Source organism: Burkholderia aenigmatica, from assembly GCF_902499175.1.
GTDB lineage: Bacteria > Pseudomonadota > Gammaproteobacteria > Burkholderiales > Burkholderiaceae > Burkholderia > Burkholderia aenigmatica.
In genome coordinates this window covers 112193-132039 of sequence record NZ_CABVQC010000014.1, presented here as the reverse complement: position 1 = coordinate 132039, position 19847 = coordinate 112193, and the positions used below count along the sequence as shown (strand labels likewise).

25 protein-coding genes are annotated in these 19847 nt (G+C 65.7%); 17 read left to right on the top strand and 8 right to left on the bottom strand.

Annotation, left to right across the window (positions count from 1 at the left end; genetic code table 11):
- Positions 1-79 precede the first annotated feature (79 nt).
- Positions 80-778, top strand: a complete 699-nt coding sequence (locus tag BDO18943_RS12900; protein WP_235995972.1) for a hypothetical protein — start codon at positions 80-82, stop codon at positions 776-778.
- Between the two features lie 430 nt (positions 779-1208).
- Here the strand turns inward: BDO18943_RS12900 and BDO18943_RS12895 are convergent, their stop codons facing one another.
- Positions 1209-1952, bottom strand: a complete 744-nt coding sequence (locus BDO18943_RS12895; RefSeq protein ID WP_175022580.1) for a DUF695 domain-containing protein — start codon at positions 1950-1952, stop codon at positions 1209-1211.
- Between the two features lie 26 nt (positions 1953-1978).
- On the opposite strand from BDO18943_RS12895, the gene BDO18943_RS12890 reads away from it, so the two are divergent.
- The 6 genes from BDO18943_RS12890 to BDO18943_RS12870 all read left to right on the top strand — a co-directional run bounded on the left by BDO18943_RS12890 (position 1979) and on the right by BDO18943_RS12870 (position 4994).
- Complete coding sequence (locus BDO18943_RS12890) at positions 1979-2422, top strand: VOC family protein (protein ID WP_175022579.1); 444 nt, start codon at positions 1979-1981, stop codon at positions 2420-2422.
- A 45-nt stretch (positions 2423-2467) separates the two neighbouring features.
- Complete coding sequence (locus tag BDO18943_RS12885; RefSeq protein ID WP_043183156.1) at positions 2468-2776, top strand: hypothetical protein; 309 nt, start codon at positions 2468-2470, stop codon at positions 2774-2776.
- A gap of 206 nt (positions 2777-2982) precedes the next feature.
- Positions 2983-3225: a hypothetical protein gene (locus tag BDO18943_RS43065; RefSeq protein ID WP_043182706.1), complete on the top strand. Its 243-nt coding sequence runs from the start codon at positions 2983-2985 to the stop codon at positions 3223-3225.
- Positions 3226-3403: 178 nt separating this feature from the next.
- Positions 3404-3946 (top strand): aspartyl-tRNA synthetase, encoded by a 543-nt coding sequence (locus BDO18943_RS12880; protein WP_175022592.1) that lies wholly within the window; start codon positions 3404-3406, stop codon positions 3944-3946.
- 160 nt (positions 3947-4106) lie between these two features.
- Complete coding sequence (locus tag BDO18943_RS12875) at positions 4107-4580, top strand: VOC family protein (RefSeq protein ID WP_175022578.1); 474 nt, start codon at positions 4107-4109, stop codon at positions 4578-4580.
- A 201-nt stretch (positions 4581-4781) separates the two neighbouring features.
- Positions 4782-4994 carry a hypothetical protein gene (locus BDO18943_RS12870; RefSeq protein ID WP_175022577.1) on the top strand — a complete coding sequence of 71 codons (213 nt, stop codon included), beginning with the start codon at positions 4782-4784 and terminating at the stop codon, positions 4992-4994.
- A gap of 117 nt (positions 4995-5111) precedes the next feature.
- Here the strand turns inward: BDO18943_RS12870 and BDO18943_RS12865 are convergent, their stop codons facing one another.
- Together BDO18943_RS12865 and BDO18943_RS12860 are read right to left on the bottom strand one after the other, a co-directional pair.
- The gene (locus tag BDO18943_RS12865; protein WP_175022576.1) at positions 5112-5735 is read right to left on the bottom strand and encodes a phospholipase D family nuclease; all 624 of its coding nucleotides are present in this window, start codon (positions 5733-5735) and stop codon (positions 5112-5114) included.
- A gap of 341 nt (positions 5736-6076) precedes the next feature.
- Positions 6077-6565 carry a winged helix-turn-helix transcriptional regulator gene (locus BDO18943_RS12860; protein ID WP_175022575.1) on the bottom strand — a complete coding sequence of 163 codons (489 nt, stop codon included), beginning with the start codon at positions 6563-6565 and terminating at the stop codon, positions 6077-6079.
- A gap of 252 nt (positions 6566-6817) precedes the next feature.
- On the opposite strand from BDO18943_RS12860, the gene BDO18943_RS43155 reads away from it, so the two are divergent.
- Positions 6818-6952, top strand: a complete 135-nt coding sequence (locus BDO18943_RS43155; RefSeq protein ID WP_175022591.1) for a superinfection immunity protein — start codon at positions 6818-6820, stop codon at positions 6950-6952.
- 43 nt (positions 6953-6995) lie between these two features.
- Here BDO18943_RS43155 and BDO18943_RS12850 read toward each other — a convergent pair whose 3' ends face one another.
- The gene (locus tag BDO18943_RS12850; RefSeq protein WP_175022574.1) at positions 6996-7442 is read right to left on the bottom strand and encodes a hypothetical protein; all 447 of its coding nucleotides are present in this window, start codon (positions 7440-7442) and stop codon (positions 6996-6998) included.
- Between the two features lie 215 nt (positions 7443-7657).
- Here BDO18943_RS12850 and BDO18943_RS12845 point away from each other — a divergent pair, with 215 nt between their 5' ends.
- From BDO18943_RS12845 to BDO18943_RS12830, 4 genes are all read left to right on the top strand, one after another.
- Positions 7658-8095, top strand: coding sequence for an STM2901 family protein (locus BDO18943_RS12845; RefSeq protein WP_175022573.1), 438 nt, complete (start codon positions 7658-7660; stop codon positions 8093-8095).
- Positions 8088-8435, top strand: coding sequence for a DUF1493 family protein (locus BDO18943_RS12840; RefSeq protein WP_175022572.1), 348 nt, complete (start codon positions 8088-8090; stop codon positions 8433-8435). The genes BDO18943_RS12845 and BDO18943_RS12840 overlap by 8 nt, the downstream gene beginning before the upstream one ends.
- A 430-nt stretch (positions 8436-8865) precedes the next feature.
- Positions 8866-9303, top strand: a complete 438-nt coding sequence (locus BDO18943_RS12835) for a PaaI family thioesterase (RefSeq protein ID WP_039358790.1) — start codon at positions 8866-8868, stop codon at positions 9301-9303.
- A gap of 147 nt (positions 9304-9450) precedes the next feature.
- Entirely contained in the window at positions 9451-10503 is a 1053-nt protein-coding gene (locus BDO18943_RS12830) for an NADP(H)-dependent aldo-keto reductase (RefSeq protein WP_175022571.1), read from the top strand.
- An 86-nt stretch (positions 10504-10589) separates the two neighbouring features.
- On the opposite strand, the gene BDO18943_RS12825 is transcribed toward BDO18943_RS12830, so the two are convergent.
- Both BDO18943_RS12825 and BDO18943_RS12820 read right to left on the bottom strand, forming a co-directional pair.
- Complete coding sequence (locus BDO18943_RS12825; RefSeq protein ID WP_175022570.1) at positions 10590-11876, bottom strand: MFS transporter; 1287 nt, start codon at positions 11874-11876, stop codon at positions 10590-10592.
- 35 nt (positions 11877-11911) lie between these two features.
- Complete coding sequence (locus tag BDO18943_RS12820) at positions 11912-13333, bottom strand: M20 family metallopeptidase (protein ID WP_175022569.1); 1422 nt, start codon at positions 13331-13333, stop codon at positions 11912-11914.
- A gap of 166 nt (positions 13334-13499) precedes the next feature.
- Here BDO18943_RS12820 and BDO18943_RS12815 point away from each other — a divergent pair, with 166 nt between their 5' ends.
- The 4 genes from BDO18943_RS12815 (at position 13500) to BDO18943_RS12800 (ending at position 17224) form a co-directional block, all read left to right on the top strand.
- Positions 13500-14453, top strand: coding sequence for a LysR family transcriptional regulator (locus tag BDO18943_RS12815; RefSeq protein ID WP_043182717.1), 954 nt, complete (start codon positions 13500-13502; stop codon positions 14451-14453).
- A 64-nt stretch (positions 14454-14517) separates the two neighbouring features.
- Complete coding sequence (gene mnmH / locus BDO18943_RS12810; RefSeq protein WP_175022568.1) at positions 14518-15645, top strand: tRNA 2-selenouridine(34) synthase MnmH; 1128 nt, start codon at positions 14518-14520, stop codon at positions 15643-15645.
- On the top strand, positions 15642-16700 hold the full coding sequence (locus BDO18943_RS12805) for a permease (protein ID WP_175022567.1): 1059 nt from the start codon (positions 15642-15644) through the stop codon (positions 16698-16700). Before mnmH ends, BDO18943_RS12805 begins: the two co-directional genes overlap by 4 nt.
- A 101-nt stretch (positions 16701-16801) precedes the next feature.
- Positions 16802-17224, top strand: a complete 423-nt coding sequence (locus tag BDO18943_RS12800; RefSeq protein WP_011351887.1) for a hypothetical protein — start codon at positions 16802-16804, stop codon at positions 17222-17224.
- 30 nt (positions 17225-17254) lie between these two features.
- Here BDO18943_RS12800 and BDO18943_RS12795 read toward each other — a convergent pair whose 3' ends face one another.
- Both BDO18943_RS12795 and nodI read right to left on the bottom strand, forming a co-directional pair.
- Positions 17255-18088, bottom strand: coding sequence for an ABC transporter permease (locus BDO18943_RS12795; protein WP_175022566.1), 834 nt, complete (start codon positions 18086-18088; stop codon positions 17255-17257).
- A 6-nt stretch (positions 18089-18094) separates the two neighbouring features.
- The gene (gene nodI, locus BDO18943_RS12790; protein ID WP_043182724.1) at positions 18095-19009 is read right to left on the bottom strand and encodes a nodulation factor ABC transporter ATP-binding protein NodI; all 915 of its coding nucleotides are present in this window, start codon (positions 19007-19009) and stop codon (positions 18095-18097) included.
- Between the two features lie 337 nt (positions 19010-19346).
- On the opposite strand from nodI, the gene BDO18943_RS12785 reads away from it, so the two are divergent.
- Positions 19347-19844: a universal stress protein gene (locus BDO18943_RS12785; RefSeq protein WP_011351890.1), complete on the top strand. Its 498-nt coding sequence runs from the start codon at positions 19347-19349 to the stop codon at positions 19842-19844.
- The last annotated feature ends 3 nt before the right edge of the window (positions 19845-19847 follow it).

Genomic DNA, 19847 nt, shown 5'->3' with positions numbered 1-19847 from the left:
TTTCGAAAAAATCGGTAGCGAAAAATGAAGTCTGAATCGTGCCGCTAGAAAAAATAGAATGATCCTGCTTTGACAACACTTGCTACTTACCGGAAACTGGCCCCGGGCCTCAAATCATTTGCTTGAATTAAAACAAAATAAAATTCCGGACATGAAAAGAAGAACGCTACTGACGGCGGGCGCGATCATTGTCGCTGCCGGCCTGACAGGCTGCACCGCCATGCTGTTCGAAGACGGCAGATATGAAGAGACAGTCGACCGATTTCTCGTCAGCGAGGACGGCAAGAAATTCGTCGTGCTCGGCAAGAAATATCACTACATCTTCGATATGCCCGAGCATCTCGGCGCTGTGCTGGCATCGCCTTACCGCAAATCGATCAAGGCGGCGCTCTATGGGTTCGCCGCGCAGGGCAGCAAGATCTCGGGCAAGTTTTCGCTGCGGCTCCCCCGCAATGGCATGACCGACGAGGATTGGGATCGCGCGCAGGAGGACGGCTTCACGAAGCTCGGAAGCAGAGATCTGGAGATGAATGGTGTGCTGGACGGATCGCGCTATCTGGCCGATGGTTTTGCGCAAGGCAAGACGTGGTCGTCGTTTGAGCATTCGTACAAGATCCAGGTCACCGATCGCATTACCACGGCAGGCAAGGCCGTGCGCTTGCTCGCGACACCCGTCACGCTCGCGGCCGACGGCGTGATGATGGTCGGGGCAGTGGTGCTGTCGCCCGTCATCGTGGTGATGCTCGCGCCGGTCGCGGGCGTTGCGCTCGGACCGTGACGCGATCCGCGCGGCATGCGAGCGGTCCGGTTGCCGCGGCATTGTCACCAAAGGGTGAGTTGGCGCACAGATCGTTGCGCGGCCCGCGCTCACAATTTGGCCGGTTGACCGTTCTTCCCCGGCCCGGTCAACCGTTTCCCCGCTCGCTCGCGCAGGAGCGGGGGCTTTTTGCCCGTCCGACGCCGGAAGGCTGCGTCGGCGGAACCGGACAGGCGTTCGGCGGGCGGCGTAATCGCATCGGTTGCGCGCCCTGGCATCCGATCGCCTGATCCGTACGAATCGCTTTCCTCGTGCCTGAGCGAACCCTCAGGCCCATCGCCGGTTTCGGCCGGTGATGCCTTGGTCCCGGCGGCGCGCAACCCTGCCGCCGGGATGTTTTTTGCGCCGGATGCGTTGCATCACGTCGCGCGCAGCAGGCACGTTACCCCACTCAGCGAGCCTGTTCGACGCTGGTTTCCCAGCCGTCGTATTCCCCTCCGAACGAACGTACCTCGCGATTGATCGCGACCGTATGGCGCGTGATGTCGGCCAGTGCCATGGTGCCTTGGTGCGAAAACCGTACGGCCGACTTGCCGTCTTCGGTGGGCGCAACCGATTCGACCGGATAGCCTTTCGCTTCGGCCCAGTCTGCGAACTGATGCGCGTCGCTTTGGTCGGGGAAGTACGCCCAGTGCATCACGCGCCGGCTGACGTCGCTGGCGTCGCCTTTCTTCCGCAATTCATCCAGCACGCGCATGTCGCGCATGATCTGCCAGTCGTCGTCGGTCGGGTAGAGCGTCTGCCAGTAGGCTTCCTTGTCCGGATCGTCCTGGTGCGCGTACTGAAGGGCATAGGTCGTCTGATCGGCCAGTGCGTCGACGATCTCCGCCGCTGCCGCGTCGTCGAACGGCACGTAGAAGAGGAAATCCCGGTGGCCGTCGACGGTGATGCGGCCAACCTGCACGCCACCTTTCGCGGTGATCGTGGCGTCCAGCAGATCCTCGATCGTCGCGAGCGCGGCGAATTCGTCGCCGGCCGGCAGGCCTTCCGGTGTCGGATGCGCAAAGGGGACGCGCACACTGAGCAGCGACGCGCGCGGATCGCCTTCCGCGATTTCCGCAAAGCTGTGGTTGAAGCTGATGAAAGCCTGATGGTCGCCCATTCTGGCAGGGAAGGTTCCCCAGGCGTCGGTCATGTGTTTCTCCCGTGCACGATTGTCTGTTGACGGTTGCAAAGCGTCCCAATGTATCATCGAAAATCTCGTTGGCCGGAGAGGCGCACATGATTGCGAGTCTGGGCATCCTGGTGCCGGTCGAATACGACCGCTTTCGGGCGGTAGTGGATTTCTATCGTGTGGCGCTCGCGCTGCCGGCGCATTCCGATGGCGTATCGGCGGCGGGGAATCCGTGGCATCGCTTCGTCGTCGGCGGAGCGACGCTTACCGTTCATACGGGCCGCGCTGGCGAGTTTCCGTATCCGGAGTTTCGACCGACCGGCCATGGCATTGCGCTGGCCATCGAAGTGGCGCATGTCTCGGAAGCCGTCGCGCGGCTCGAGTCGTGCCGCGTCAGTATCCTGAACGAGTGGGACTACGGCGACGGTACGATCGCGATTTCCGTGGCGGATCCGGCAGGAAACGTCTGCGAGATCTGGGGCTGTCCGTGACCCGTATCAGCGCGGCGGGCCGAAAATAATTCAAAGGAGATGCCGATGTCGATGTTTGCGGTGAATGGCGTGCGAATCGATCCGCTCAGCGCGCGCGTGACGCACGTGCGCTGGGCGGCCGTGAATCCGGCCGACCGGTCGTGGGCGGCGGCGCCCAGCGAGGCGCCGGTGGCGGACGTGGCGCGCGCGCTCGCGTCCGGCAACGATGTCCGCGCAATCTTCTCGGCATCGGACGCCACGGCGATCGGGCCCAGGCTCAAACGCGTGCAGTATCGCGATGCATCGGAAGGCATCGAGCTCGACATCGATGCAACGAGCGAGTCGCGCACGTTGCGCGATCTGCCGCAAATCTGACCGGTGCGGCACGCGCCGGCGATAGCGCGCGCGGCCGCATGGCTGGCGCTACCTGGCCGAACGGCCGCTCGCACGACGTCGATCGCGAGGCGTAGTATTGGATGACCGTCATGCTGGGTTGACGGTTGCGCCGAACGGTTTGACGGGCCACGCGATCTTCAACGAGCCCGTTACCGGAAGCGAATATCGCACACGCGTACGAGACCATGTCCAGATCGCTCATCGCCCCGTTGGCATCCGCACTTTGCTTGGCGCTGTCGGCTTGCCAGACCGCGTCCGAGCCGCCTTTGCTGCCGTCGCCCGACACCGCGTCCACAGCCGCGGCCGTTCCGGCATCGTCGCCGGCCGCACCGATCCGCGGCATCGGCCTGGCGCCTCATCTGGCAGGGCAGAGTCACTGGGCCACCGGTCAATGCACGAGCAACGGCACCGTCAAGGTGTGCAACTGAACATGACCGATGCCGATGGCGCGCTGCCCGTTCCGCGCAGACGCAAGCGTGTTGGCGTGCGTCGATACGAACCGTCCTCGATCGTGTCCATTGCGTGGCGACAAGCCGCCCGTCGCGGCGCGTCGATAGGATGTCCGACCTCGATGACCCGGTTGCCGTCGATGTGAGCGATCGGGCGATGAACGATGAACGCGAAACCGCCGATTCCGGCTGGCATGTCGATCCCGTCGCGGGAACGGTCGCCGGCCAGTTGCCGGTGACGCTGGCGGTCGACAGCCGGAGCCTGCAAAAAAGGGCGGTCGCGTGCGCGGTGCTGACCGCCGCGGGCCTATGCGGTTATGCGGCCGAGCCGGCGCTCTGGCCGGTGGCGGCGCTGGCCGTGTTGCTGGCGCTGGCGGGTGTTGCCTTCTTCGTGTCGTCGCGGCGCAGGATGGCGCTGCAGGTCGACGAGACGGGCTTCAGGCTGATCGGGGCCGTACGCGAACAACCCGTCACGCGATGGCGCGACGTCACCGAATTCCGGATCATCAGCGTCGCCGGTAATCGTTACATCGGCTACCAGTTCTCGGCGCATTCGTCGCGCACCAGGGTGCCGGGCGGCGTGATGCTGCCGATCTCCCGGTTTGCCGATCTTCCGCTCGATGCAGTGGCCGGATTGCTGGAGGCATGCCGTCGGCAGTTCGGTATGCCGGACAACGAGGCCGACCGGACGGGCCGATGACGCCCGACACGGGGAGCCCGCGGCCCCGATACGCGAGAAAGCAAAAAATGTCGGGCGCCGTGTCGATTTCCACCGGGTTCGTCCGTCGTAGCATCGGAGGCGTGCGCATCGCGCGTCCGTCCCGATTCCGATACGACAACCGCCCGAAGGAGCGACACCCATGTCCACGTCCGTCAAACCGATCCCGGAAGGGATGCGCACGCTGACGCCGCACCTGATCTGCGCCGGCGCAGCAGCAGCCATCGACTTCTACAAGCGCGCGTTCAATGCGAGCGAACAGTTTCGCCTGACGATGCCCGACGGCCGGCTCGCGCACGCGTGCCTCGTGATCGGCGATTCGACACTGATGCTGGTGGATGAAATGCCCGATCACGGCGCGCTCGGGCCGAAGGCCCTGAAAGGCACGCCGATCTGCCTGCATCTGTACGTGCCGGACACCGACGCGGCGATCGCGAAGGCGGTCGCGGCTGGCGCGACGGTCACGATTCCGGCTGCCGACATGTTCTGGGGCGATCGCTACGGGCAGGTCGAGGATCCGTTCGGGCATCGCTGGTCACTCGCGACGCACCAGCGCGACCTGACGCCCGAGCAGATCGCCGAGGCGATGGCCAGCGCGCCGCCGTGCGGAAGCTGATGCAGCCACGCAACCGCAGTTGAACGGCCGGGCGGCGGCATGCGCCCGCGCTCGGCCAGGATCGATGCAGATGCGTTGGGAAGCGGGCGCCATGAGCCCGCGTTTTGCCCCGATGCGCAATGCGATGCGCGGCGCCTCAAGGTGCCCGGCGCCGTGCCGTAAACAGGGCGAGACCAATCGTTCATCGCTTCCCATCGCACCATGGTTCGAATTCTGTACGCAGGCTATCTCGCGTTTGCGCTGTATCTCCTTTATCCGATGGTTCAGAACACGCTGGCATTCGGCATCGTATGTGCGGGCAGCGCCAGCGGCTTGTCGACGACTTCGGCAAGCGGCGTGAGCGGACAGGCGAATCGCTGTGCGCCGACGACGCAAGCCGGCGTCGCGGCGGGGCGGACGCCCGACATCCACTGAGCGCGACGGTGTTGCGCCGGACGTGCTGGCCATTCGGCTGAATTGAACTTCGAGCCATGCTCGCCGATCATCTGAAACACGGTCGAGCGAATGCGGCAGGGCGCCGCGTGGCGTGCGTCAGTAGCTGGAGCGGTACGGCGTGCCCTGATCGAAGCGGCTTTGCCAGTGTGTGAGATAGCGCGATGCGAGTTGCGGGTTGTTCCACACCACGACGACGTTCTCGGAATTGCGGCTGGCTGCCGACGCGCTGTAGTTGAACGAGCCGGTTTCGACGTGCTCGGCGTCGATCACGAGGTACTTGTCGTGATGGATCGCATAGGCATCGATCGTGCGCGTCGGGATCCCCGCGTTGACGAGCAGGTTCAACGCCTGCTTGCTGCTCTTCGCGCGGTTGCCCTTGTCGTCGACGACCACCGCGACATTCACGCCGCGTCGCTTGGCGGCGAGCAAGGCGCGCGTGACGGGTGGCGACGTGAACGAATAGGCGGCGACGCGGATCGAACTGCGCGCGGCGCCGATCGCTTTCAGCACGAGCGCTTCGGCACCGCTGTCGGGCGAAAACGCCGATTCGACGACCTGTGTTGCGGGGGCTTCGTGAGTGGGGGCCGGCAGCCATCGCGACACGAAGTCGATCGCTTGCTGGAGCAGCGATTCACTTTGCGTCTTGCCGAAGGCGGCGAACGGTGTGGCGAGCAGGGAAGCGGCGAGGCAGGCAGCGGCGAGGCGATTGCGCGACAACATCTTGGACAGCGAACAATTTCGAGACAGCGGGCCGTGAGTGTAACGCAGACGTGGCGGCCCGGTCACGTGCGGATGAGATGAGATGACTCGTCGCGATGGCCTGCGATGTCAGAAGCGGTGACGCAAAGTTGCGTTGCGCGGGATCCGTGTGCGCGCTGGCGGTGAGCAGCAGATCGGCGCGCTCGCGGCGCGCGAATGCACGTGCGGTGGTGGCGTGATAGCGTCGTGCAAGCCATGCGTGCGTGCAGCCGGGCGGGCTTGATGCGGCCCACGACGGCAGCGCGAACGCAACGAACGATCCGTGTGCGTCACGCGTTCACGCATGTCTGTACGACGCAGCGTCAATCCTCGGTCGCAGGCGCTCCGGCTGCCTCGGCCGCAATCCACCCGGGGCCACGCTCCGGCTGCACGTCGCGTGCGTCGAGCGGCTCACCGCACGCCGAGCATACGGTGACCGCATGCATCAGATGGCCGCAAGTGCGGTGGCGCAACTGTACCGGCGGCCCCTGGCCGTCGTCTTTCCAGCGGTCGCCCCACGCCGTCAGCGCGAGCAGGGTCGGGTAGAGGTCGAGGCCCTTGTCCGTCAGTCGGTATTCGAAACGCGGCGGTCGCTCCTGATACGCGCGCTTGACCAGCACGCCTTCGTCGACGAGCCGCGTGAGCCGCTCGGCCAGCACGTGGCGCGTGAGGCCAAGCTGGGTCTGGAACGCGTCGAAACGGCGGCAGCCAAGGAACGCGTTGCGCAGGATCAGCATGGTCCAGCGGTCGCCGAGCACGGCGAGCGTACGTGCGACTGAACAATTCAGCGTGCCGATGTCATCCCATTTCATCGTCGAGTCTCTTGCATCTCTTGCGGCGGTTCAGCGAAATAGCGGGTTCGATTATAGAACCGAACACCGTCGCAGCGTGGAGTTCGCCTTTGCGGAACGTTGCGGCGGTTTCCTGTGGAAAGCCCTTTTAAATCAAATGATTGAGTTCACTCTGATGCACCCCGTTGCGGAGCGTTGCACCTTGTTGCGGCGGGTCGAGGCGAGGGAAAGGCGGGGTGAAAGGACGGGAAATCGCGGGGGGCAGGTCAGACCATCATCGCGATCGCTCGCGGCCACCACCACAACCAGAACGCCATCGCAGTGCACAAGACATCCCTCGGCTGGACGCTCATCGGCTGGGTCGGGTCGCTCGTCTGGGCGCTGACTGTCGTCAGCAAAGCGGAGTAGAGCGGTGAAGACCGCGCCTCGAAGCGTTCGGGCGCGGCAAGCTTCACATATCGTCGATCGAGAGGAACGGCGAGAACTTCTCCGGGATCACGTCCAGTTGCTTCTGAAACCATTCATTCAGTTCTAGCCACTTATCGCTAAACTTTTGTCGGACCTCGTCCGACAGAGTCAACGCTTCCATCGATATAGATACGCTGCGCAGACGGCCCGCGTTTCGATATATCTCGTCCAGGTAGTCGGCAATTTCTTTGCTCAGTAGGAACCGCGTTCCGCGAGTCTTGGCGATGAACTCGTTCATCTCCGCAGTGTCCACGTTGCCCCTCGTGGCGACCTTGGCAACGAACGTCATTGCGGCTTCGTGCACGGTGAACCGCTTATCGAACCGATCGAGCTTCAGCTTGTTCCGGTTTATACGCACCTGCTGCCAAGCGATCCAGCCAGCCGCGATTGCGATGATAGGCGATAGAGCGGCCGCGCTCGCCTGTATCACGGTAGTCCATCCCGACTGAAGTTCGCACGCCATCGCAACCCCGCATTTGGTATTTTGGATCGGAGCATTTTGCCGCTGACGAAGTAATCGCGCGGGTTGCGCTGCGTATGATTCGCAGTTGCACAAAGATGAACATCTGCGCGCCATGAGCCTATTGTCCACGCGGCATCTTCACGCTAATCTCTGGCGATCACCAACACGCATAATTCTGAGAGATGGAGAATACGTACAAGTACGGGATGCATGAGGGCTTAACCCGTGAAGAACTCTTCTTCCTGATCTTTATCGACGAGACGGGCAAGGAGCTAGGAATCGATGATGCAGTCGGTATCGCGATGGTGCTGTCGGGCCAGCGGTTCATCCCGACGCGCGGCAAGTTCGCCGGGGCCGTCAAGGGGACGTCGATCGCGTCTGTCGTTTCCCGCCGCATGCTGCCGTACGAGATAAAACACCGTATCCTTCCGACCGTGACCTCGTTCACCAGCCTGATCCTGATGCGTATCAAATTCACGCGGAACATAGGTGCGTTCGTTGGCCGCGCAATTCCGGGAGTGGGTTGGGTGATCCTCGCGTCGGACGTGACGATGATCACGTATCGTTCCGTCACGACCTACAACAGCACGGTGAAGCCCGAGGACCGTTTGTATGGTTGATTCGTGGGAGAGCCTTGAACAGTTCGTTGCGACTGACGCAGGTAAGCCGCTAGTCGGTCGGCTCGAACTGACGCGCGACACGGACCTCTATCACGACCTGGACTTGGAGCCGGATCGCATCGATAAACTCGTCAGGCGGTGGGCCGTGGAGTTCGGGGTCGACCTGTCGGCGTTCGACATCCACTATTACTATCCGGCCGCGAAGCTCGGCATCGGATCGTTCCTCGCGGCGGTCGTGAAATCCCCGTTCAGCACGGCGGCGCGCGAGACGCTAGGGGGGCGATCGCTGACCCTCGGCATGATGGAAGAGGCGATGGAGCGAGGTCGCTGGGAAGCGTGACCCGACTCGCCTTTTGACTTCCGCACATCCGACCAGAATCTAGCCCCGTAGCGCCTTCCGTCCGGCCGCGCCCACGCGTCGCCCTGTGCGACCCGACGCGAGGCCGTCTTGCGCCCGTTCCGCGCGGCGTCCTCCTTCCCGTACACATCGACACGCCCGGATCGGTCGAGCCGCGACCCGTCGATCGGTCGCCGGGTGTCCGGGGCAGGCGTCGGAAAAGGAGGGGAAGCGTACGGGGATTCGGAGCGGCGAAAACGCCGAAGCCAAGCTGGGCGCGGCTCTCCGGATATACTCCAGGTTCGATTATAGAACCCGTCTTCGGTTGCAACGGGCCCGGTCGCGTTGACAACGGCCACCATCGTTGTCAATAATGGGTTCCAATTTAGAACTTACTCGCGCGGCGACGCGCTTTCAACCCGGAGACAACCCGATGAACCCGCTTTCCCTGTCTGGTCTCGATCTGTTGCGCGCTGCGGTATCGGGCGATGCGCCGCTCGCGTCGATTTCCGAAACGATCCCGATGCGCCCGCTCGATGTCGAGCTCGGTTATGTGAAGTTTTCGGCGCGGGCGGATGGCCGGCACCTGAATCCGCTCGGCGGCGTGCACGGCGGGTTCGCCGCGACGGTGCTCGATTCGGTTACGGGGTGCGCGGTGCATTCGATGCTCGATGCGGGCGTCGGCTACGGTACGGTCGACCTGCACGTGAAGATGCTGCGGCCCGTGCCGCGTGACGTCGACCTGGTGGCGGAAGGGCGGGTGATTCACCTGTCGCGTTCGCTGGGCGTTGCCGAGGGCACGCTGAAGACGGCGGACGACAAGATCGTCGCGCATGCGTCGGCAACCTGCTTCATCCAGCGGCCGCAGTGATGGCGGGCGGCAACGCCATCGTCCGGATCGGCGCGTGAATCTCCACACCGGCGCCGCAGGCCGCCTGTAAGCGATCGCGGCGCCTGTCTGAAGCGGCCGCTTCAGTGTGATAGCGTTCCTGCTTTCCACCGACGCGACAGGACCAGCATGGAATACCGCACACTTGGCGATTCGGGCATCGAGGTCAGCCTGATCGGCCTCGGCACGATGACGTGGGGCGAGCAGAATTCGGAGCGCGATGCGCACGAGCAGATCGACTACGCGATCGGGCAGGGCGTGACGCTGATCGATGCCGCGGAGATGTATCCGGTGCCGCCGAAGCCCGACACGCAGGGGCGCACCGAGCAGTACATCGGCACCTGGCTCGCGCAGCATCGCGCGCAACGCGAGCGCATCGTACTCGCGACGAAGATCGCCGGCCCGGCGCGGCAGCCGCACAATCCGCGCCATATTCGCGGCGAAGGCAACCAGTTCGACCGCAAGAACCTGACCGAAGCGCTCGATGGCAGTCTCAAGCGCCTGCAGACCGATTACGTCGATCTCTATCAGTTGCACTGGCCCGATCGCAGCACGACGACGTTCGGCCGTCCCGCCTATCCGTGGGTCGACGACACCTATACCGTGCCGATCGAGGAAACCCTCGGCGTGCTCGCGGAATTCGTGAAGGCCGGCAAGGTGCGCGCGATCGGCGTGTCGAACGAAACGCCGTGGGGCGTCGGGCAGTTCCTGCGCGCGGCCGAGAAGCTCGGGCTGCCGCGCATCGCGAGCATCCAGAATCCGTACAGCCTGCTGAACCGCACGTTCGAGAACGGTCTGTCGGAATTCACGCATCGTGACGGCGTCGGCCTGCTCGCGTATTCGCCGCTCGCGTTCGGCTGGCTGTCCGGCAAGTACGAGAACGGTGCGCGTCCGGCCGGCGCGCGCATCACGCTGTTCGAGCGCTTCCAGCGTTACAGCAAGCCGCAGGCCGTCGAGGCGACGTCGCGTTACGTCGCGCTCGCGCGGCGTCACGGGTTGTCGCCCGCACAGCTCGCGCTGGCGTTCGTCAACAGCCGGCCGTTCACGCGCAGCAACCTGATCGGTGCGACGTCGCTCGAGCAGTTGAAGGAGAACATCGGCAGCATCGACGTGAAGCTGTCCGACGAGATCCTCGCCGAGATCGACGCGCTGCACGAACTGCAGCCGAACCCGGCGCCTTGACCTGAACAAGCGGCGCACGGCCCGCGCGGCAGCGATGCTGCGGCGGGCCGCACCGGCGGCGCATCGCTGCGCCGTCGTTTCTTCCGTTACCGCATCTTGAGTCGCGTGCGCGCGACGAACAGCGCGATCAGGCTCAGCAGCGCGCAGCCCATCAGATAAAGCGCAGGCGACAGCCGGTTGCCGGTCGTGCTGATCAGCCAGGTGATGACGAACGGCGCGAAGCCGCCGAACAGCGTGACACCCGTGTTGTAGCTGACCGCGAGCCCCGTTGCGCGCGTCTGCGACGGGAACAGCTCGGCCATCAGCGCCGGCAGCGCGCCGCAGTACATCGCCTTCAGCGCACCGATCCAGACCAGGGCGGCGAGCATCGTCGCGAACGACGCGTGGCGTGTGAGCCACGCGAACGTCGGCCACACGGTGACGAGCATCAGCACGGCCGCGGTCGCCATCATGCGGATCCGCCCGGTGCGATCGGACAGGTGGCCGACGACCGGCGTGACGAGCGTCAGCACGAAGCCGGTCGCGAGCGTGGCTGCGAAGCCCGTCGACGCAGGCAGCCCCAGCTGCTTGATCGCGTAAGTCGGCATGTACAGGATCATGTAGTTGATCGCGGTCGAGATCACGAGCGCGCCGATCGACAGCAGCACCCGCACCTTTTGTTCCGCGAACAGCTCGCGCACCGGCGCTTCGGAGCGTGCCTGCGTCTTGAACTCGACGCCTTCGTCGACGTAACGGCGGATGTACAGCCCGACCGGGCCGATCGCGAGCCCGAACAGGAACGGCACGCGCCAGCCCCAGCTTTCGAGTTGCGCAGACGTCAGCGTGGAGGTCAGCAGCGCGCCGAAGCCCGATGCGAGCAGCGTCGCGAGGCCCTGGCTCGCGAACTGCCAGCTCGACATGAAACCGCGGCGCTGCGGCGCGTGCTCGACGAGGAACGCGGTCGAGCTCGCGAATTCGCCGCCCGCGGAAAAGCCCTGCATCAGCCGCGACAGCATGATCCCGAGCGGCGCGAGGATGCCGATCGATGCGTAGGTCGGCATCAGCGCGATCAGCAGCGTGCCGGCCATCATCATCGCGATCGACAGCAGCAGCGACGCCTTGCGGCCCGCACGGTCCGCGTATGCGCCGAGCACGAAGCCGCCGATCGGCCGGATCACGTAGGACAGCCCGAACGTGCCGAGCGTAAGCATCAGCGACGTCGCTTCGCTCGTGGCGGGGAAGAACAGCTTGGCGATCGTCACCGCGAAGAAGCCGTAGACGATCAGGTCGAACCATTCGAGTGCGTTGCCGATCGACGCCGCGAAGATGATGCGCCGGATCTTCGCGGCGCTGGGGCGGGCGGCTTCCTGCGAGGTCAGGGTGGTCGTATTCATCGTGTATGCAGGTCCCGTGAAAGGGGCGAAGCGCGTTACAGGGCGGCGCCGGCCGCGGCGGGCGCCGCGCGGCGAACGGTCGGTGCGTCGTCGCCGAGATCCCAGAAGAGGCCGGCCATCATCTGCAGCCCCTCGCTGACGACGCTCGCGAGCAGGTGCTCGTCGGGGGCGTGCTGCGAGCACGCCGGGTACGAGTGCGGCACCCACAGCGTCGGCAGCCCGAGCGTGTCGGCGAACACTTCGTTCGGCAGCGTGCCGCCAAGATTCGGCAGGATCGCGGGCTTCTTGCCGGTGGTGCGCGCCAGCGACGCGACGGCCCAGCGGACCCACGGATCGTCCGGCGGCACGGGCGTCGCCGGTGCGCCGCGTTCGACGTCGATCTCGATGTCGGCGAAGCCGTGTGCATCGAGGTGCGTGCGCAGATGGGCATGCAGCGCTTCCCAGTCGGTGCCGACGACGAAGCGCAACTGGCAGTGCGCATACGCGGCGGGCGGGATCGCATTGACGGGGTGCTCGGGGTTGCCGGCCTTGAACGCGAGGATCTCGAACGTGTTCCAGCCGAACACGCGCTCGGCCGCGGTGAGGCCGGGCTCGCCCCAGTCGGCGTCGAGCGCCGGATCGCCGGGGCCGCCGCCGACGGAGAGATCGGCGAGCGCATCGCGCACGGCGGCCGGGATCGGCGGCGGACGCAGCCCCGCGACGCGAATCGCGCCGCGCGCGTCGACGAGGCTCGCGAGCGCGTGCGCGAGCACGATCGCCGGATTGCGCAGCAGTCCGCCCCAGTTGCCGGAATGATGCGCGCCGTCGCGGGTCCGCAGGCTCAGCTTGAAATTGACCGAGCCGCGCGAGCCGAGGAATACCGTGGGGCGCGCGGCGGCGATGCGCGGGCCGTCGGACGCGATCAGCACGTCGGCCGCGAGCGCGTCGCGCTCCTGGCGGCACAGTGCGTCGAGGCCCGGCGAACCCGTTTCCTCGCCCATCTCGATCAGCAGCTTCGCGTTGAAGCCGAGCCGGCCGCCGCGCGCGTCGAGCACGCTCGCCAGCGCGGCCAGGTTGATGGTGTGCTGGCCCTTGTTGTCGGCGCTGCCGCGGCCGTACCAGCGGTCGCCGTCGGCCGTCAGCGTCCACGGCGACAGAGGCGCGCGCCACTGCGCGTCGTAGCCGCGCACGACGTCGCCGTGGCCGTAGATCAGCACGGTCGGCAGCGCGTCGTCTTCGTGGCGCGAGGCGAGCAGGAACGGGCCGCCGCCGTCGACCGGATTGTCGACGATCCGCGACGTGAAGCCGAGGCGCGCGGCCTCGGGGGCGATCTCGTCGGTCAGGTAGGCGCGCAGCGCGGCTTCATTGCCGCTTTCCTGGCTCTCGGTGCGCAGGCCGACGCGGCGGCTCAGGGTCGTGAAGAACGCACCGGATTCGAACTGGTTCAGCGCGTGCTGGATGGCGGCGGTACGGCTCAAGTCGTGTCTCCTCTGTCGGGTTCGCTGCGCGCGGCGGATCGGGCATGCAGCGTGAAGTGCGATCGATTCTAGAAAGCCGATTTATTTGTCACAATGATCGAATTTCGAACCTTTCTTTGCCTAAAAGGCAAAGCAGCGCGGCCGACGGCCGGGCGGAGACAGAACGATGGCGGCTTTCCTGCATGGCCTGGCGTTACGGTATTTCGTCGAAGTGGCGCGCACCGGCTCGATCAGCGACGCGTCGGCGCGGCTGCACGTGGCCGTATCGGCGATCAGCCGCCAGATCGCGAAACTCGAGAGCGAGCTCGGCGCGCCGCTGTTCGAGCGCCGGCCGCGCGGGATGGCGCTGTCGGAGGCCGGCGAACGGCTGCTGGCGTTCGCACAGCGCAGCCTGCTGGAGGCCGAGCACGTGATGAAGGACATCGGCGGGCTCGATGCGCTGCACGGCAGCCTGCTGAAGATCGCGTGCTCGGAAGGGTTCGCGATCGATTTCCTGCCCGGCACGCTCGCCAGCTTCAAGGCGCGCCATCCGGGCGTCGATTTCTCCGTGTGGGTGGTGTCGCCGGCCGACGCGACGCGGCGCGTGCGCGACGGCGACGTGGACATCGCATTGAGTTTCAGCCTCGCGCCGGAGAAGGGCGTGCGCGTCGAACATACCGAGCGCGCGCCGATCTTCGCGCTGGTGCGGCACGACCATCCGCTCGCGACGCGTGACGCGGTGTCGCTCGCCGATGTCGCGCGTCACCCGCACGTGCTGCCCGAGGCAGGCACGACGGTGCGACAGCTGATCGACATCGCGTGCGCGCTCGACGGGCTGCTGCTCGAGCCCGAACTGACGAGCAACAACACGGCGGCGATGTACGGCTACGCGCGGCGCACGGGCGCGGTGATGTTCACGGGGCTGCTGTCGGTGCGCGACCGCTGCGCCGCGGACGGCTTTGTCGTCGTGCCCGTGACGAACCCGCAACTGCGCGAGCGCAGCATCCAGGTGCAGACGATGGCGGGGCGCGATCTGCCCGCGTCGGTACGGGCGTTCCGCGACCATCTGATCGACGCGATGCAGGCCGCATCGGCGCCGCCGACTGCCGCGCGCGGCCCGAGACGCCGGCCCGTGAGATAATCGTCAATCCGCCTTCCTTGTCCATGCGGCTCATCGAGCCGCATCGCCCCTGTTTGACGCCAAATTGAAGAACCTGATTGTCACCCTCGATCGCGCCGGCGAGTTCGACGAGATCATCGACGTGCGCACGCCGCTCGAGTTCGCCGAGGACCATATTCCCGGCGCGCTGAACGCGCCTGTCCTCAGTAACGAGGAGCGCGTGCTCGTCGGCACGATGTACCGGCAGGTGTCGCCGTACGAGGCGACGCGCGTCGGCGCGGCGATCGTCGCACGCAACATCGCGCGCCATCTCGATACGACGTTCGCCGACCGTCCGCGCAACTGGCGGCCGCTGATCTACTGCTGGCGCGGCGGCAAGCGCTCGGGCTCGATGACGACCTGGTTCAACCTGATCGGCTGGAAGGCGCGCCAGCTCGACGGCGGCTACAAGGCGTACCGCCAGTCGGTGTGCGCGACGCTCGACTCGCTGCCGACGCGGTTTCGCTACATCGCGCTCGTCGGCCATACGGGCTGCGGCAAGACGCGCCTGCTGAACGCACTGCGCGACGTGGGCGCGCAGACGCTCGATCTCGAAGGGCTCGCGTGCCATCGCGGCTCGCTGCTCGGCGCGCTGCCGGGCAAGCCGCAGCCGGCGCAGAAGGGGTTCGATTCGGGGCTCGTCGAAACGCTTGGACGTTTCGACCCCGAATGGCCGGTATTCGTCGAGTCGGAAAGCCGCAGGATCGGGCTCGTGCAGTTGCCGATCGCGTTGATCGACGCGTTTCACGCCGGGCCGTGGGTGCATGTCGACGCGGCGCACGACGAGCGCATTGCGTTCCTTCTCGACGATTACGCGCACCTGTTCGACGAACCGGACGCGTTCAAGGCGCAGCTCCATCGGCTGATCGGCCTGCATAGCCGCGAACAGGTGACGCATTGGAAGGCGCTGATCGATGCAGGCGCGCGCGCCGACCTGTTCACCGAGCTGATCGACAAGCACTACGATCCCGCCTACGCACGGACCTACCGCGCGACGTATAACAAGCCGAACCGGGCGCTGACGTTCACGTTCCGGCCCAATGCCGCCGACGTGCACGAACAGGCGCGTGCGCTGCTGGCCGAACTCGCACAAGCCGGGTTGCCCGCATCGGCCGCGCTTGCCGCAGGCGCGACATCCGCAACCGACCCAGACCAATCGACGACCACACGATGACGACCACCCGCACCCAACCCAGTCCAGCCCTCGGCTGGATGACCTTCCTGCTGATCGCGGTCGCGGGTCTGTTCTACGTGAAATGGTTTCCGTACTACAACAAGGCGTTCGTTGCCGCCGAGCATCATTCGATCGGCCAGTCGATCCTGATGGGCACGTCGGCGGCCGCTCCCGAGCCGTCGCTGAAGGCTGCGCTCGACTACGCGTGGGCGTACGGCAAGGCGATCTGGCAGGCGATGGTGCTCGGCCTGCTGCTCGGCTCGGCCGTGCAGGCGCTGCTGCCCGCGCACTGGGTCGCGCGCGTGCTCGGTCGCACCGGCTTCGGCAGCGTCGCCGCGGGCGGCCTGCTGTCGCTGCCCGGCATGATGTGCACGTGCTGCGCAGCGCCAGTCGTCGCGGGGCTGCGTGCGCGCCATGCATCGCCGGGCGGCGCGGTCGCGTTCTGGCTCGGCAACACGGTGCTGAACCCGGCGGCGCTGGTCTTCATGGGCTTCGTGCTCGGCTGGCAGTGGAGCGCGCTGCGCCTCGTGCTCGGCGTCGCGATGGTGTTCGGGATCGGCTATCTGCTGAACCGGATCGCACGTCCTGAAGACACCCGCATCGACGATGCGCAGCTCGCCGCGCTGGCGGCCGAGCAGGCCGCGGCCGGCAATCCGTTCGTCCGCTGGGTGAAGCTGCTCGCACGCATGGCCGTGCGGCTCGTGCCCGAATACATCGTGCTCGTGCTGCTGCTCGGCGCCGCGCGCGCATGGCTGTTCCCTCATATCGGCCCGGACATCGGCAATCATCTCGGCTGGATCGTCGCATTCGCGGTGGCAGGCATGCTGTTCGTGATCCCGACGGCCGGCGAGGTGCCGATCATCCAGGCGATGCTGTCGCTCGGCATCGGCGTCGGCCCGGCCGCCGCGCTGCTGATGACGCTGCCGCCGATCAGCGTGCCGTCGCTCGCGATGCTCGCGCGTTCGTTCAAGCCTTACATGCTGGCCATTGTCGCGATCCTCGTCGTCGTATTCGGGATCGCGAGCGGCCTGCTCGCGATCGCGCTCGGGTTCTGACGCGTACAAGCGGCGCGCCTGTCGGGCGCAATCGTCATATTCATCCGGCGCCGCCGTTTCACGTGTGCGGCGCCATTTACAAGAAGCAAACAGGAAAACGCATGACCCAACCGAAGATCCATCCTCGACTCGAAAAGGCGCTGACGCGCGGCGATCTCGCGATCCGTCAGGCCAATTCCGCGCGGGCGACTGCCGTGCTGAACGCACTCGGCACAATGATCATCGAGGCCTCCGCAACGATCGGCGTCGACGCCAGCATCGACATTCCGCAAGGCGACCGCATTTACGATCCGGTCAACGGCCTGTGGCCGCAGAAGATGCTGGTGTCGTTCGACGGCCCGGTGGACGAAGCCGACAAGGAAGAGCTGCGCTCGGTCTATCTGGTTGCTGACGATCCGGGCACGCAGTTCCGCGTCGAATGGCATCGCGCCGACGGCAAGCTCGGCCGCCAGGAAGGTGGCCCGCTCGCGACCGTCGCGTTCCTGACCGACGTCGAGATTCCGTGGAGCGATGACGACGAGTGACGTCGTCGCATGAGGCCGGTGCGCCGGCCGTCAGCGCATCATCCGCCGCCGGAACAGCCACGCGGACAGCAGGAATCCGCCGACCGCGTAGCCGGCGAGCACCGCGACATGCAGCGCGACGTCGGTCGCCGGCCGGCCGAGCATCGCGGGCCGGATCAGCTCGACCGCGTTCGCGAGCGGCAGCGCCTGCGCAGCGTGCTGGGCGATCGGCGGCAACTGCGTGGTCGGGAAGAACACGCCCGACAGCAGCAGCATCGGCGTCAGCACGAGCGTCTGATAAAACATGAAGAAATCGTAGGACGGCGCGAGCGCCGTGACGATCATCGCGATGCTTGCAAACGCGAGGCCCGCGAGCGCGATCACGGGCAGCGCCGCGAGCATCGACGGAAACTGCGCATAGCCGAGCGCCCCCGCGACGAGCATGATCGCGGCCCCCGACAGCATCGCCTTGCTGGCCCCCCAGACGATCTCGCCGAGCACGATGTCGCCGAGCGCGATCGGCGTATGCATGATCGCTTCCCACGTGCGCTGCACGTGCATCCGCGAGAAGCCTGAATACATCGACTCGAAGCTCGCGGACATCATCACGCTCGACCCGACCGTGCCGGCCGCGAGGAACGCGATATACGACACGCCGTCGACATGGCCGAGCATCAGCCCGAGCCCGAACCCCAACCCGAACAGATAGATCATCGGATCGGCAAGATTGCCGAACATCGACGCGAGCGCGAGCTTGCGCCAGACGAGATAGTTGCGCCGCCAGACGGCGATCCAGTTGGTCGCGTTGGCGGGCATCGCGATCGCGAAGCGTGACACGCGCGGCGGTGCCGACGGTGCGGCGGTGGAATAGTTGCGGACGTCCATGATCGATCAGTCCTGCATTTCGCGGCCAGTGAGCCGCAGGAACACATCTTCAAGATTGGCCGGGCGATGCAGATAGCGCAACCCCGGGCGACCCTTGAGCCGCGCACTGAGCGGTTCCGGGTCGCTCACGTAGCAAAACAGCGTCTCGCCGCTGATCTCGGTGTGCTTCGCGAACGCCGACAGCTCGTCGCGCAACGTGGCCGGATCGGGCCCGTAGATCTCGATCACGTCGCAGCCGATTTCCGATTCGATCAGCGCGTGCGGCGCGCCTTCGGCGATCTTGCGGCCTTCCTCGATCACGCACAGGCGGTCGCACAGGCGTTCGGCTTCTTCCATGAAGTGCGTGGTGATCAGGATCGTCTTGCCGCGTGCGAGCAGCGAGCGCAGGCGTTCCCACATGAGGTGACGTGCCTGCGGGTCGAGGCCCGTCGTCGGCTCGTCGAGCACCAGCACATCGGGATCGTTGACGAGCGCGCGGGCGAGCGTCAGACGGCGCTTCATGCCGCCCGACAGCTCGCCGACCTTCGCATCGGCCTTGCTCTCGAGCTTCGCGAATTCGAGCAGCGGCTTCACGAGCGCGCGCGCAGCCTGCGCGGACATGCCGAAATAGCGGCTGAACACGAGCAGGTTCTCGCGCACGGTGAAGTCGGGGTCGAGATTGTCGAACTGCGGGACGACCCCGACGCGCTGGCGCGCATGCCGCGCGCGTGATGGAACCGGTTCGCCGCAGAGCGAAATGGTGCCCGCATCGGGATGCGTGAGACCGAGCAGCATTTTCAGCGTGGTGGTCTTGCCGGCGCCGTTCGGCCCGAGCAGGCCGTAGCATTCGCCGGCCTGTACCGTGAAGGACAGGCCGTTGACGACGAGCTTGTCGCCATAGCGCTTTTCGACGTTCCGGAAATCGATCGGTGCAACGGACATGGGCATGTTGTCGTTGTAAGCGGGCGCGGAAGCGTTCCGCTGTCCGATGCGTGGCCGGTTGGCGAACCGATCGGACGATTGCGTGTCACACGGGCATGACCGAAGCGCACGATGCCGGCGCCTGATGGCCCGCTGGAGTACGAACGGGCCATTCTAGTGCATCGGCTGCGTCTCTTCAGGGCATGCCTGCACGGTGCGATGCATGCGCGCACCGATCGTGCACCGCATCATCGCGCACGCGCCGAGCGGGGCGAATCAGCGTTTTCCATCCCTTGCGTCCTGAATTGCGGCGCACCATGATGAATGCGTAGGCTCGTTGTTGCGATAGGGAGGTTTCATGGCTAGCTACAACAAGATTCTGCTGTGTTACGACGGCACGCTCGAAGGACGCAAGGCATTGCGCTGCGGCGCCAATCTCGCGATGGACCTGAAGGCCGAGACGCATTTGCTGTCGGTCGTCGACATGCGCTCGAGCATTGCACAGAGCGCGGGTTTGCTGACCGACGTCGCGTGCGGCCGGTTCGAGGAAACCGCGCGTGAAATCCTGCAGGAAGGGGTGAACTGGCTGCGCGAGCGCGGCGTGCAGGCCGAAGGCCATTTCGCGTTCGGCTATCCGATCGACGAAATCGCGAATCTCGCGACGGAACTGCAGGCCGACCTGGTTGTGGTCGGCCATCGGTGCCGCAGCGGGCTGTCGAGATGGTGGATGGGGTCGGGCAACACGCAACTGCTCGATCGCGTGAACTGCAGCATTCTGGTTGCGTGTTCGTCGGCGCAGGAGCAGAAGGCCGAAATCGCGCGCGAGCGTGAAGCGGCCACGGCGAACGGCAAATGATCC